The 13,791-nt window shown below is 62.2% G+C and carries 11 protein-coding genes; 5 read left to right on the forward strand and 6 right to left on the reverse strand.

Going from position 1 to position 13,791, the window contains the following annotated elements:
• Positions 1-99: 99 nt before the first annotated feature.
• The 4 genes from tnpA (at position 100) to LH20_RS18855 (ending at position 2,845) form a co-directional block, all read left to right on the forward strand.
• Positions 100-516: an IS66-like element accessory protein TnpA gene (tnpA, locus tag LH20_RS18840; protein WP_053553102.1), complete on the forward strand. Its 417-nt coding sequence runs from the start codon at positions 100-102 to the stop codon at positions 514-516.
• The gene (gene tnpB / locus LH20_RS18845) at positions 513-860 is read left to right on the forward strand and encodes an IS66 family insertion sequence element accessory protein TnpB (RefSeq protein WP_053553103.1); all 348 of its coding nucleotides are present in this window, start codon (positions 513-515) and stop codon (positions 858-860) included. Before tnpA ends, tnpB begins: the two co-directional genes overlap by 4 nt.
• 63 nt (positions 861-923) lie before the next feature.
• A complete protein-coding gene (tnpC, locus tag LH20_RS18850; protein WP_053555554.1) occupies positions 924-2,552 on the forward strand; it encodes an IS66 family transposase in 1,629 nt (542 codons plus the stop codon).
• Entirely contained in the window at positions 2,552-2,845 is a 294-nt protein-coding gene (locus tag LH20_RS18855) for a hypothetical protein (protein ID WP_053553105.1), read from the forward strand. The genes tnpC and LH20_RS18855 overlap by 1 nt, the downstream gene beginning before the upstream one ends.
• Before the next feature lie 827 nt (positions 2,846-3,672).
• Here LH20_RS18855 and LH20_RS18860 read toward each other — a convergent pair.
• Genes LH20_RS18860 through LH20_RS18875 form a run of 4 tightly spaced genes read right to left on the reverse strand, consistent with a single transcriptional unit; the run spans position 3,673 to position 8,129 of the window.
• The gene (locus LH20_RS18860) at positions 3,673-4,995 is read right to left on the reverse strand and encodes an MFS transporter (protein WP_053555555.1); all 1,323 of its coding nucleotides are present in this window, start codon (positions 4,993-4,995) and stop codon (positions 3,673-3,675) included.
• A gap of 57 nt (positions 4,996-5,052) precedes the next feature.
• Positions 5,053-5,832 carry an IclR family transcriptional regulator gene (locus tag LH20_RS18865; protein ID WP_200905395.1) on the reverse strand — a complete coding sequence of 260 codons (780 nt, stop codon included), beginning with the start codon at positions 5,830-5,832 and terminating at the stop codon, positions 5,053-5,055.
• A 39-nt stretch (positions 5,833-5,871) separates the two neighbouring features.
• Positions 5,872-6,636, reverse strand: a complete 765-nt coding sequence (locus LH20_RS18870; protein WP_053555557.1) for an SDR family NAD(P)-dependent oxidoreductase — start codon at positions 6,634-6,636, stop codon at positions 5,872-5,874.
• Between the two features lie 11 nt (positions 6,637-6,647).
• Positions 6,648-8,129 (reverse strand): aldehyde dehydrogenase, encoded by a 1,482-nt coding sequence (locus LH20_RS18875; protein WP_053555558.1) that lies wholly within the window; start codon positions 8,127-8,129, stop codon positions 6,648-6,650.
• 79 nt (positions 8,130-8,208) lie between these two features.
• Between LH20_RS18875 and LH20_RS18880 the strand changes: the two genes are divergently transcribed.
• Entirely contained in the window at positions 8,209-9,411 is a 1,203-nt protein-coding gene (locus LH20_RS18880; RefSeq protein WP_158501168.1) for a CaiB/BaiF CoA transferase family protein, read from the forward strand.
• A 70-nt stretch (positions 9,412-9,481) separates the two neighbouring features.
• Here the strand turns inward: LH20_RS18880 and LH20_RS18885 are convergent, their stop codons facing one another.
• Both LH20_RS18885 and LH20_RS18890 read right to left on the reverse strand, forming a co-directional pair.
• The gene (locus LH20_RS18885) at positions 9,482-11,206 is read right to left on the reverse strand and encodes a carboxylesterase/lipase family protein (RefSeq protein WP_158501169.1); all 1,725 of its coding nucleotides are present in this window, start codon (positions 11,204-11,206) and stop codon (positions 9,482-9,484) included.
• 66 nt (positions 11,207-11,272) lie between these two features.
• The gene (locus LH20_RS18890) at positions 11,273-13,534 is read right to left on the reverse strand and encodes a TonB-dependent receptor (protein ID WP_053555561.1); all 2,262 of its coding nucleotides are present in this window, start codon (positions 13,532-13,534) and stop codon (positions 11,273-11,275) included.
• Positions 13,535-13,791: the final 257 nt, after the last annotated feature.

Raw genomic sequence — 13,791 nt, forward strand, 5'->3', positions numbered from 1 at the left:
TATTCCCGCAGGCCGGCATAAGAGAGTGTAACCGACCGATTGAGGCCGCCTGCCGAGGATTGATGTGAGTGGGTAAGTGACGTCCATAAGGACGTCGTTATGGACGTCCTGTTCGAGAGCGAGGGACGGACGGTGGAGATTCTGGGCCGGGAACGGCGGCGGCGATGGAGTGAAGCGGAGAAGCTGGAGATTCTGGCGGCGGTGGAGGCGCGCGGCGAGACGCTCGCGCGCGTTGCCCGGCGCTACGATGTGTCGCGGAGCCAGATTTATACCTGGCGCCATCAGTTCAGGAAGAGCGGGCGGCTACCGGCGCCGGTTGGAAGCGCATTCTTGCAGGTCGACATCGATGCGCCGATGCTGAACGCGGGGCCCGCCTCTCCGCCCGCACGCGAAGCCTCGGCGGCGTCGCCCTCGATTGTCGAGCTGGGGCTGACACAGGGGCGGTGTCTTCGTTTCGACAGTGGCATTGAGAGCACGGTCCTGATCCGGCTCATCCGATCGGTGGAAGCTGCATGATCGGGCCAGGAACTGGTGTGAGGGTGTACCTCGCCTGCGGCGTCACTGATATGCGCAAAGGGATTTCGGGCCTCGCCCTGCTGGCCCAGACGGTGCTGCGCCAGCAAGCCGCGAGCGGTGCCGTATTCGCCTTTCGGGGCCGGCGCGGCGACAGGCTGAAGCTGCTTTACTGGGACGGCCAGGGGTTTTGCCTTTATTACAAGATTCTCGAGCGCGGCCGTTTTCCCTGGCCGTCGGCAGCCGACGGAACGGCCCGGCTGACCTCGGCCCAGCTCGCGATGCTGTGGGAAGGGATCGATTGGAGGCGCCCCGACTGGGGCGCGCCGCCAGCACGCGCAGGGTGACTTTTCTTTTTGGAAAGTGGCGGTTTTTCTGGACTTTCAGGCCATTTCTCCGTAGCAAAGGCCATGCTGAACGCGGCCCCCGATCTTCCCGAAGATCCCGCCCTCCTCAAGGCGATGATCGCTGCGTTGCAGGCCGAGAACGCGAAGCTGACGACCACGCTGCGCGCCCATGACCTGGTCGTCCAGGCCCTCCGCTTGCAGATCGCCAGGCTGAAGAAGCAAGCCTTCGGCAAGTCCTCCGAGAAGATCGAGCGCGAGATCGCACAACTTGAGCTCGCGCTCGAAGACGTGCTCGTCTCCGTCGCACAGCAGGCCCCCGTAGCAAGCGATCAGGACGATCCCGACCCTGATCTCGCGACCGCTCCCTCCGACACGGACCCCACGCCGCGCCCATCGCGGCGACCCCGCGTCTCGGCAGACACGCCGCGCGAGCGCCGCGAGCTTGATTTCGGCAACACCTGCCCCGATTGCGGCGGTGAGCTGCGCCTGGTCGGCGAGGACGTGAGCGAGATCCTCGAGATGATCACGGCAAAGCTCAAGGTCATCGAGGTCGCCCGCCCGAAGAAGTCCTGCCGCTGCTGTGAGAAGATGGTTCAGGCACCGGCCCCGAGCCGGCCGATCCCCGGCAGCATCGCCGGGGCAAGTCTGCTTGCCTACGTGCTCGTCTCCAAGTTCGACGATCATTTGCCGCTATACCGGCAAAACGAGATCCTCAACCGTATGGGCGCCGATATCCCGCGCAGCACACTTGCCGACTGGTGCGGCCGATCGATGCGGGTCTTGCAGCCCGTGATTGACGCGATCGAGGCCACGGTCCTTGGCAGCGACATTCTGCACGCCGACGACACACCGATCCGCGTACTGGCGCCCGAACGCCGCGCCAAGGGCATCGGCAAAGGGGTGATGCAAGGCCGGATGTGGGCATATGTGAGGGATCAGCGCCCCTGGGCGGGCACCGCGCCGCCCGGGGTCGTCTATCGCTATGCCCCCAACTGGAAAGCCGAGCATGTCCAGAACCATCTTCGCCATGCGCGCGGCATTCTCCAGGCTGACGCCTACAAGGGCTATTCGAAGCTTTACCAACCCGACACGGATGGAGAGCCCCGCTTTCGCGAGGCCGCCTGCTTTGCCCATTGGCGACGGGATTTCCACGACATCTGGAAGTCACAAAGATCTCCGATCGCTCACGAAGCGCTCGAGCGGATCGGACAGCTCTACGACATTGAGCGCGACATCGCGGGCAAGCCCGCCGATGTTCGGCGTGCCGTGCGACAGGAGCTGAGCAGGCCCAGGCTCGAGGCTTTGCATGCCTGGGCCCAGATGCAGCTCACCCGGATTCCGGCCAAGGGGGATCTGGCCAAGGCATTTCGCTATGCTCTCGGCCGCTGGCACGCGTTCAGCCTTTTTCTCGATGATGGCCGCGTCGCCATCGACAACAATGCGGCCGAACGCGCCGTCAGGCCGATCTGTCTGGGCAAGAAGAACTGGCTGTTCGCCGGCTCCGAGGCCGGCGCTGAGACGCTGGCCCGCGCCATGACACTCATCGAAAGCGCCAAGATGAACGGCCTCGATTCCCAAGCCTACATCACCGATCTGCTCGATCGCATCCACGACCACAAGATCAACAGGATCGACGAGCTTCTCCCCTGGAACTGGTCGCCGCTCGTCACTCGCCAGGCGATCGCCGCCTGATGGGCACAATCACCTACGTCCGCACCCTCGACTATGTCGCCACCATGCTCGAGGAAGACGCAGAGCTGCTGGAAGCTATCGTCTCGAACGATGACAACCTGAGCTACGGCAACATCATCAGCGTCTACACCGGCCCGGACGCGGCGATCGCCGCGCTCACCGATCATGGTGTCGAAGAACTGGCCGACATGATCCGCGACGCACGCCGCACGACCAAATCATGGCACCAGTTCCTCGATAACGTCGTCGTCGATCCCAAACTCGCCGCACGCCTCAAGCGTCAGCCGCGGTAGATATCGGACGGTTACAAGAGAGTGGCGCTTGATCGCGATAGACAATCTGCCGCTTTGAGGCGCCTACCAAAGAGGCTTCGAGCAACCTTCCAATCGTCAGCGACTGAACATGCCCCGCAATCGTGCCGGGGCGCCACGTTTGGGATTCAACCAAATCCTTATTCACGAATGATGCTCCTGCGCCGGCGGTCAAGACAGCGCGCAGAGCACCGCCGCGAAAGATGAGACGCATCGATGTGCTGAAGCACCTTCGTCCTTTCGTCGTTTCTGCGCGTTGCAGCCGCCCCTGTCGTCACCATTGTGTAGCGCGACGACAGAGAGGGAAATGCCACCTTTGTTACCTTCATGCCCCACTCTTGGTCGGCCGCGCTTTGTGGACATCTATTTCGGCCGCCTCAGTGTCCCGTGCGCGCACCGGAGTGAGGGAACGGCCATCCGGCAAGCGATTTATCCACGACGTTAAGGATGTTTCGACATGCCGGAACGCTGATGCACGTCTGCGAGGTGGCCGAGGGTCCTAACGGGGTCTGGCCGATTTCCGGCTGCATTATGCCGGTTCGGGCCTCCTGCTGATTGTAATCGCGGCAGGCGCGGGTCACGCCAACTCCTTCCTCCCGCGTCTTCACGAACTCGGCAATGGAACAAGAGTGCTCCGTTGAGTCTCCGCGTAAGACATGATGCCCAAAATTTCGTGCTTGGAACTACGTCTCGCAACGTTCGAACGCACTGATATGGTCTAGCGCGCGGCCGGGACCAGTGCGTTGCTTCGCAGGCGGATTGATGCAGAACTGTCCAAGTTTTGGTGCTCGCCCGGCAGGGCGTCCAGGTTAACGAGGCCCGGTGACCTGGTTGTTCAATGACCGAGGCAAGAGGAAAATCATGGTTGCCGCCACCAGGCCGCCCAAACCCATGGTGAGAGAAACGACCAGCAAACTGCTGCCGCTACTAAAGAGTGCGCCAGCAACGACCGGCCCGAGCGCAGATCCGCCGCGGCCGATCCCGATGACCAATCCCGTTCCACTCGCCCGGAGCGCCGCCGGGTAGGCCTGGGCGAAGATCGGGTACATGCCGACTACCCCTGCGTTGATGAAGAAGGCCGCGATAGCGGCGGATATCGCGAGGCGGGTCAGGTCTGCTCCAACAATACCGAAAAGGCCGATGGCAGCGAAACCTGCCAGCATCGATCCACCGACCAGCGGCCGCAACGGGACCCTTTGGCTTGCAAGTCCGATGGCAAGCGCCCCCGCAAGATTGCCGACATTCGCTGCGACAAGCACGCCTCCCGCCTGAGACGGGTCGAACCCCATATCGACCACAATCTTCGGGATCCATTTCTGGATGTAATAGAAGAAGAGGATTTGTGCGAAATAGGCGATCGTTAGCAGGGTCGTCACGCGCCCATAATCGCTCGAAAAGAGCGAGGCCACCGTCGGATTAATCTCGCGTTCGGGAGGGGGTGGTAGTGCACCCGCCTCGGGACGCCCAAGCCGTCGCATCGTCATATTGACCCGATCAAGCGCCCTGGTGGGGCGCCGCGCGATCAGAGATTCAATCGATTCGGGCAGGAAGAGAATCGCCAGAGGAATCATCGCGGTGGTTGCGATGGCGCCAAGCATGAAGACCGAACGCCAGTCGCCTGTCGCCGCCAAGAGATGGGATGCCAGCAGGCCGCCGAGGATCGCCCCGGTGGAGTATCCCGCAATATTGAGCGCCATGGCAAGCCCGCGGCGCCGATCGTTCGAGAACTCGGCAACCATCGCACTGGTCGAAGACAGCATCCCGCCGATACCGATGCCGGTCAGGAAGCGGATGGTGGAGAGCATCGTCACGCCGGCGGCGAGCGTCGCGGCAAACATGCCGATCGCCATTACGACAAGACAGAGAAGAATCGTTGGTCGACGTCCGATACGGTCGGCGAGATTGCCGATTAACACGGAACCCGCGGCCATGCCGAACAACTCCATCGACAACACCACGCCAAGCATCGCCTTGTCGACACCCCATTCCTCTGCGATGCCGGGCGCCGCGAAACTGATCGCGAGGACGTCGAAACCATCGAGCGCATTGAGCGCGATGCAAATTGCGACGATTCCGATCTGGAGCGCCCGCATCGGCGTCCGGGCGATGATTTCACGCGGGTCTTCGTTCATATCATGGCCTCCCGTCCAAAGCGGCCCGACCGCCTTCTCCCGCCTCTCGATCGGCCCCTATTCCAGTTTTGATAGATGCGACTTGACGATCGCCGCCATGTCGGCGCGGCGCTCGAGGCAGCGCGACACTGGACCGACAACGACAACCGACAAGCGCCGCTCGATGCAGGGAAGCGGCAGAGCCACGCCCGCCAGGTCGGGCGTATATTCGGTGTTACTCTGATGCCAGCCCATATCGGCCGCCTCGGCCAGTCGGGCCTCGACCTCCGCTGCACCGACCGGCGTTGTCGACGAATAGGCGATGAAATTGATCCTTCGATAAAGCCGCTCGCGCTCGTCGGGGTTCATTTGCGCCAGCAAGGCACGTCCCGCCGACGTTGCGTGGATCGGCACCCGGTCACCGACCTTGGCGAAATAGCGAACCGGCTGGGTGGATTCAGCGACATCAACAAAGGTCGCGTGAATGCCGGCCGGCGCAGCAATTGCCGCAGTCTCGCCCGTCGCCGCCATCAGATCGCGGGCTAGCCGCTGAAAACGCGCGGGCAAGGGTTCCGCGGCCGCCACGGCTTCGGCGAGCACCAGCCAGCGCGGGCTCGGATAATAGCCGCCCCGTCCCCGTGGCTCATAGAGATACCCTTTCGATGCCAACGTGCCGACGAGCTTGAAGGTGCTCGATCGCGGCCACCCCAGTTCCTCGGCCATTTCCGCGGGCGTTGCGGGTTTCAACCGCTTTGCGAAATATTCGAGAATTTCGAGCGTGTTCGCGGCCTGCCGCACGATCATGGTCTGGTTCGCCTGTAATGGATTGCTCCTCCCCATATGGCCGAAACGGGGCATCGCGCAATGCATCCGGCCCGACAGAAACAAGCATCGCGATCAGCGCGCCGTGAAGCCGCCGTCGACGGGAAGCGCGACGCCGGTGACGAAGCTCGCCTCGTCCGACACCAGCCACAGCGCCGCGTCGGCGACCTCGCCCGCCTGGACGAGGCGGCCCATCGGAACGTTCGCCATCAGCTTCGCTTCGTTCGCCGCCGCCTCGGCGGGGTCGCCGCTGCGACCGGTGAAGCCGACCTTCATCGGCGTGTCGGCAAGGCCCGGACAGACGACGTTGACACGGATGTTGTCGGCAGCGAGGGCGAGCGCGAGGCTCTTGGTCAGTCCGACAACGCCCCACTTCGCGGCCGAGTAGATCGGGCTCATCATCGACCCGACAAGGCCCGAGACCGAGGCGGTGAACAGGATCGAGCCGCCGCCCCGCGCGCGCATGTAGGGCGCGGCTTTGCCCGCACCGAGCGCCGCGGAGGTGACGTTGAGCGCGATCGCTTTATCATAGGCGATTAGGTCGAGATCCTCGACCGATGCGGGACCCGGCATGCCCGCATGCGCCCAGAGGATGTCAAGCCCACCGAGCGCTGCAGCCGCCTGATCGATGCTGTCCTTCGCACCGCTGGGGTCCACGAGATCGGCGACGATCGGGACCACCTTGTCGGCTCCAAAATCGGCAACAAGCGCATCGAGCGCATCGGCATTGATATCGATCGCCGCGACGCGCGCGCCTTCTCGTACGAAGCGTTCAACTCCTGCGCGACCCATGCCCGACGCGGCGGCGGTGACAGCAACAAGCTTGCTTTTGAGACGCATGGATTCTCTCCTCAGGACGCAAAGGGGTCGGGGAACCGACCCGTCGTCGATACGATGGTGGTTTTGGTTTCGAGAAAGGGATCGAGCCCTTCGATGCCGTTCTCACGGCCCCAGCCGCTGGCCTTGACGCCGCCATAGGGGGTCGACCAGCGGATGTATCGATAGGTGTTAACCCACACCATGCCCGCCTCGATCCTCGCCGCGACGCGGTGCGCGCGGCCGGTGTCGCCCGACCAGAGGCCGGCGGCGAGACCATAAGGCGTCGAATTGGCGATCGCTATCGCCTCTTCCTCATCGTCGAATGGAATCAGCGACGCGACCGGGCCGAAGATTTCCTCTTGCGCGATCCGCATTCCGCCTGACACGCCCGCAAAGACGGTCGGTTCGACGAAATAGCCGCCCGCCAAGCCGTCGCGGTCGATGCGACTACCGCCAGCCACCAGTTCGGCGCCTTCCTCGCGGCCGATGGCCACATAGGACAGCGTCTTTTCAAGCTGCTGCTGATGCGCCTGCGGCCCCATATGGGTAGCCGGATCGAGCGGCATTCCGACACGGACGCGGCCCGCACGCTCGCGGAACGCTTCGACGACGCGGTCGTAGATCGACCGTTCGACAAGCACCCGGCTGCCAAGAGCACAGGTCTGTCCGCAGAGCGCCCATGCCGATCCCGTCGCGGCATTCAGGGCATTTTCGAGATCAGCGTCGGCGAAGATGATGTGCGGCGCCTTGCCACCGAGTTCGAAGGTACAGCGCGTCAAGGTATCTGCGCCCGCTTTCAGAATCGCCTTCGCCGTCGAGCCTTCGCCCGTGAAACTGACTTTTGCGACATCGGGATGCTCGACCAGCCGGGCGCCCGCCGTCGGTCCGTCGCCGGGCACAACGTTGAGCACGCCGGGCGGGAAGCCCGCTTCCTCGAACAGATGCGCGAGCGCCAGTGACGAGGCGGGGGTGGATTCTGCGGGCTTGAGAACGACGGTGCACCCCGCCGCCAATGCCGGCCCCAGCTTCCAGGCGGCACCCATCAGCGGGACATTCCACGGCATGATCGCGCCGACCACGCCGACCGGGTGGCGCGTGGTAAAGGCGTGGACGCTGTCGTCCATTGGAATCGTCCGGCCGCCGAGTTTGTCGGCAAGGGAGGCGAACCAATGATAATATTGAGCATGCATGCCGATATCGGCGCGCGATTCCCGAATGGCGCGGCCGTTGTCTGTCACTTCGATCCGCGCGAGTTCGTCGACCCGCGTGGCGTAAATGTCGGCAAACTTGCGCAAGAGGGCGGCCCGTTCCCACGGCGGCATCTTGCGCCACGGTCCCTCGAACGCCGCCTTTGCCGCAGCAACTGCACGATCGATGTCGGCGGGCCCGCCATAGGCGACGTCGCCCCATGGTTGGCCGATCGACGGATCGATGCTGGGGCGCATGCCTCCATCGATGGGATCCACCCATTCCCCCCCGATGTACAAACGATCGAATCTGAACGGACTGGCCATCACAATCTCCACATTCTCTGTGTATGGACATTATTGTCTCAATATGGAAACAGGAGTCAAGTGCCAGGAGATGGAATCCATGCAAACATTGTTAAGCGGAGTGCGCATCATCGAAATCGGCGCCGTTGTGTTGGGCCCTTATGCCGGCCAGATTCTGGCTGATCTGGGCGCCGAAGTGATCAAGGTTGAACCGCCCGAAGGCGATATCGCGCGCGATGCCCACCCCCAAGGCCCCGGAGGGGGCGCCCTGTTCGTCAACAACAACCGCAACAAGCGGATGCTAGCGCTAGACCTCAAGCGCTCCGAGGGTCGTTCCGCCTTGGCACGGCTGATTGCAAGCAGCGACGTACTGTTCCACAATATGCGGGTCGATGCAGCGGACCGGCTGGGCATCGGTTTTGAGGCAGTCGCGACGATCAATCCGGACATCATCCATTGTACCGCCATCGGATTTGGTCAGAACGGTCCGTATCGCGACAGACCGGCCTTCGACGACATCATCCAGGCGGCGAGCGGCCTGGCAGGGCTGGCGATGCACCATGGCGGCGATCCCCAATTCGTTCCAACCATCATCGCCGACAAGGTCGCGGCGCTTCACGCAGTCTACGGCATTCTCGCTGCACTGACGGCGCGCGCACGCGGGCAAGCGGGCCCGTTCCGGGTCGAGGTGCCGATGTTCGAGGCGATGACAGCCTTCCTGCTCAACGAACATCTGGCCGGCGCCACGTTTGCCGAGGATGGGGCGGTGGGATATCCGCGCATATTGTCGGCCAACCGCCGGCCGTTCAGAACTGCTGACGGCTGGATCGCTGTGCTCCCCTACACTACCGACCAATGGCGCCGGTTCCTGGCCGAAATCGGGCGAGAGGATATCGCCGAGGAAGCGTGGTTTCGCGACGGGCGGACACGTCAATCGCGTATTGACCAACTCTATGCGCTGCTCGCGGACACCTTGACCGCCCGGTCGACCGAAGCCTGGCTGGCAGCGCTGACCGCGCGCGACATCCCCTGTTCGGCCATTGCGACGCCCGAAGCCCTGCTGGACGACCCGCATCTCGACGCGATCGGCTTCTTCGGCGTTCCGGACTCATATCCGCCAGGCATCGCGCGGACGCTGCCGCAACCGGTCGGCTTTGCCGGGCGCGGCCAGGCGCCGGACCGCGCGCCCGGGGCAATCGGCGCGGACAGCGAGGCGATCTTGCGCGATTGCGGAATCGACGTGGATGAAATCGCCGCACTGCGCGATGCGGGCGTTGTCGTTCAATCGACCTGCGCCCATTGAACTATCCGGCGGGCTGTCCGCACCTTGAGGCCTTTAGGTGCCGGAAAGCGCGCCGCACCAAGAACTCGCGTCAATCCGACTTGGCACCCGCCTCGCCAATCCAGCTGCCGAGAGACGGACGACTATAGGATCCAAGCCGCTCGATCGCGAGCCGATCCTCGCGAGCAGGGTCGCTGACCAGTTTGCTGTCATAATCCAGGACCATCGTCTCCCGGTCCCTGATTGTGAACGGCCTCCAGTCCGGAAGGCCCGGCGAGCCCGGCTTGCCGGTGCGGGCGAACGTCGCCCATGAGGTACTGACCGTTCGTCCAAGCTCGTAGAAGCGCGGGTCGGGGTCCGGTCCGCTCAGACCGGGGGCACGATCGATCGTGTTGAAGACAAATGGTACGTCCACGACATGAGCGGCTCCATAGCGACCGCTCGGCTCTGCCCAGTTGAACAGGTATGTGAAAACGGGCGCCGTGCCCTGCGCCTGCTTGCGTTCGGCCTGAAGAATCGCGTTGGCATGGAAAGAGGTATCCGTCTTGATCGCGAAGTAGATATCGGCCGGCGAAGCATCCGGTCGCCGCGACCGATATGACTGAACAAGCGCTTCGATCTTTTCCCGCGCGATCTGCAAGATTCCGAGTTCGCGGCGGAGGCCCGCTTCGTCCAATGCCAGCGCATCGGGATTGCCGCGGAACCAGGGCGTGCTCCACAGCTCGATCCGGTTTTCGTCGCGGGTCGTGCCGATCATCATGGGAATACCGGCCGAAATCGAAGGCGCAACCGGGTCGAAGGGGTGATGCGGGAGCACGTCGCCATCGACGACCGGTCTGAAATCGTGACCGGCAGCCGTGGCATGCAGATAGGCCTTCAAAAGCTCCTGCGACGGCACCTCGGCGAGGCGGCCAACCCGCTTTGGATCAAGACCGAGCTTGCGAATCACCGCGTGCGCGGCGAGCGCGGCATTTTCCATCGTTTGCGCGCGGATCATGGAGCCGCTCTGCACAATGGCCTTGTGAAACAGGCCCTGTGCGGCGGGCATCGCCAGCAGGGCGCTGACCTTTGCGCCACCGCCCGACTGCCCGAATATGGTGACATTGTCCGGATCGCCACCAAATTGGGCGATATTGTCGCGCACCCATTGCAGCGCCAGCACGATATCCAGCATGCCGGCATTGCCGCTACCGGCATAGGCGTCTCCGCCGATCTTATCGAGCGCCAGATAGCCGAAAATATTCAGGCGATGGTTGAAATGGACGACAACCACATCCTGTTCGCGGGCGAGGTGGCTGCCATCGTGCCAGTCGGCGTTACCAAGGCCTTGAGAAAAGGCTCCCCCATGGCACCAGAACATCACAGGGCGCCTGCGACGATCGGTCGTCGAAGAGGTCCATATGTTAAGGAACAGGCAATCCTCGCTCATCGGATTGAAAATATCCTGATTTCCGAGGATGAAATTATTGGCCGGATCATTGGCTTCCGCGCGTTGCTCCGGGGTGATTTGGGGAACAAGTTGCATGGCCATCGGGCCATAGGTCAGGGCATCGCGAACCCCCGTCCAGGGAGCGGCCTTTTGCGGCGGCAGGAAGCGACGGACGCCGCTGACCGGCGCCCCATAGGGAATGCCCTTGAAGACGAAGACCTCACCCGACCGGGCGCCGCGCACCTTTCCGGCCGCAGTTTCGACAACCGGCGCATGGGTCGCGGCGGCAAAGGCACGCGGCGCGGCGAGCGCCGCGCCCCCCATCGCCAGGCCGTGCAAGGCGGACCGACGCGAACAGATGGACTTGGATCCGACCCCAAAGGACATGATCATTTCTCCCGATAAATTCGTCCCCGAGCCGCGCCGGCCGCTCGGGGACGATGATAATGCCAATCAGAACTTGTAGCTGAGCGTCGCGCCATATGTTCTTGGCGGAGCATAGGATGCGAGTGCGGCGTTGGAGTTGAGAAATGTCGACAGGATCACTGAGTTGTTGGTCAAGTTGTTTCCCCACACCGACGCGGTCAGTCCGGGAAAGCTGGACGGCGAGAAGGAGGCGCGCAGACCCAGTGTCGCATAGGAGGGTTGGGAGAAGACGTTACCGACGTCGAAATAGATCCTCTCCGATGCATAACCATTCGCCGTCAACGAGAACAGGCCGGCCGGCAGTTCCTTGCTATAGGTCGCTGACAGACTGAGCGTCGCCTTGGGCGCACGCGGCACCTGCTTGCCGTTGGCCGACATGATCGGTGTCTGGACGAGCCCAAGATCGCCCGGCGCCGGCACGTTCCAAGTCGCATTGGGATAATCGGAGAAAGTGGCGTCCAGCAGAGACACGCTGCCTTGGACCCGCAGCTCGTCGGTCACCCTTATATCGACATCGATTTCCGCGCCGTAGATGGACGTGCTCGCCGCGTTTGAAAGGGTGCCCGTCGGTGTCGTCGGATCCGGAGGACAGTTCCCCGTCAGGCAGACGTCGCGGAAGGACAGGATCTGGATGTCCTTCAGCTTGTAAGCATAGAGCGCCGCATTGACGCGCAGCCACGGCGTCGGCTCCGCCTTGACGCCGACCTCATAGGCGATGAGCTTTTCCGGCTCCACCGACACGGGCGTGGCGCATCCACCGGGAAGAGCGGCGCAGGAGGTCGGCGACTGCCCGAAGGGTATGCTGAAATTGTCGAAATTCCCGCTCCTGAACCCCGTGCTATGCGTGAAATAGACATTGGCATCGGGCGCGATTTCGTAGCGAAGCGATACCTTGTAATCGACGTTGGAAAAGTTGCGGCTTGCCCACTCATACATTTCGCCGCCCGCCGGCACGGTGCCGGGAACGATCGACCCGATAACGCCGCGCTTCTCGCTGCTGTAGCGCAGCCCCCCCACAATGCTCAGCTGGTCGGTGAGTTCATAGGTGGCTTCCCCGAAAAAGGCATAGGCCTTCGCTGTCTGGCCACCAAAGACGGTGATGGCGAAATTGCTGGTCGGGGTGTTCGGAATGATATTGCTCGGATCCGCGGCGGACCGATTTTGATAATAGTTCGCCCCCAGAACGAAGCTGAAGTTACCGAATTTCCGCGACGCGAAATCCAATTCGGCCTGTTTGGAGCTATCGTTTCCGGAGATCGCGTAGTGGATTCCCGTGAAAGGCGCGGGATAGGCAAAGCCCGTCGCCGTGGTCACGCTATATCCATAGGAGCGCTTCCATGCGCCGATCAGAGTGAAGTCGCCCAGCGATGTCTCCTGATCGAACTGGAGGCTGACAAGCTTTGCGTTCTGCCTAGACAGCAACGGAACGTTCGATGCGACTTCATAGGGCTTGGTCGGAAAAATTGCGCCCGGGACGCCCTTGGCAACTGTGAGGCCGTCAAGCGGCGAAAACAACAGGGTCGAAGGATCGGCTTGCCTGATATAGGCTGCCGAGAACAGAAGCCTGGTGCCCTCGGTGGGCGTGAGCAGGATCTTGCCGCGGACCGTATAATTATGCGTGTCCTGCAAAGGCACGTTCGGCGTCAGGTTATTATTATAATTGTCGGCGGTTTCCCTGTAGCCGCTGACGCTGATGGCAAGCTTGTCGACCACAACGGGCGCCGTGACGAATCCCTTGAGCGTGAGGGTGTCGAAATTGCCGTAACCGATGCTGAAATCGCCTTCCGCTTCAGTCAGATTGGGTTCCTTGGTAAAGACCTGGATGGCGCCGCCCGTCGCGTTGCGGCCGAACAAGGTTCCTTGCGGACCCTTCAGCACGTCTACCCGGCTTACGTCAGGCAACTGCATGAGCGACCCGGCAGAGCCCCCGATATAGACATTGTCGATGTAGGTGGCGACGTTCGGTTCGACGCCGCCAGTCGTGGTGAACGTCGAAATGCCGCGAATGGCAGGAAGGATGACGCCGCCGACGCGATCCATTTTAAGTCCGGGCACCACCGCGGTAAGCTCAACGATGTTCGTGACGCCCGATTTTTCGAGGTCGCTGGACGACAACGCCGTGATACTGATCGGAACGTCGAGAATATTTTCCGACCGCTTCTGCGCCATGACGACGATCTCTTCGAAGCCGGATCCCGAAACGGTTTCGTCCGTGGAAGGCGCGACGTCGGAAACCGGAACCGGCTGGCCGACTTGCGCGTGAACGGGCGCCGTCAAAGCAAGAGCCATAACCCCAGCCGATCCACTGAATAATAGATTTCTCGATACAATCCTCTTCATTTACCCTCTCCCCTGAATCATGATTTGATCCAAATATTATTAAATATTTATCTGAAAATGCACAATTTAATCTGGTTTTATTCGCCTGTAATTGGCGCCAGATATTCATAAAGAACAGAGATTCACGATATTGGTATTCAAACGGCCTTCCCGCGTCCGGAAAAGCGATTCCCAACTACCGGCAAGACTCCCGTATGATCGATGAG

The organism is Sphingopyxis sp. 113P3 (assembly GCF_001278035.1).
Lineage (GTDB): Bacteria > Pseudomonadota > Alphaproteobacteria > Sphingomonadales > Sphingomonadaceae > Sphingopyxis.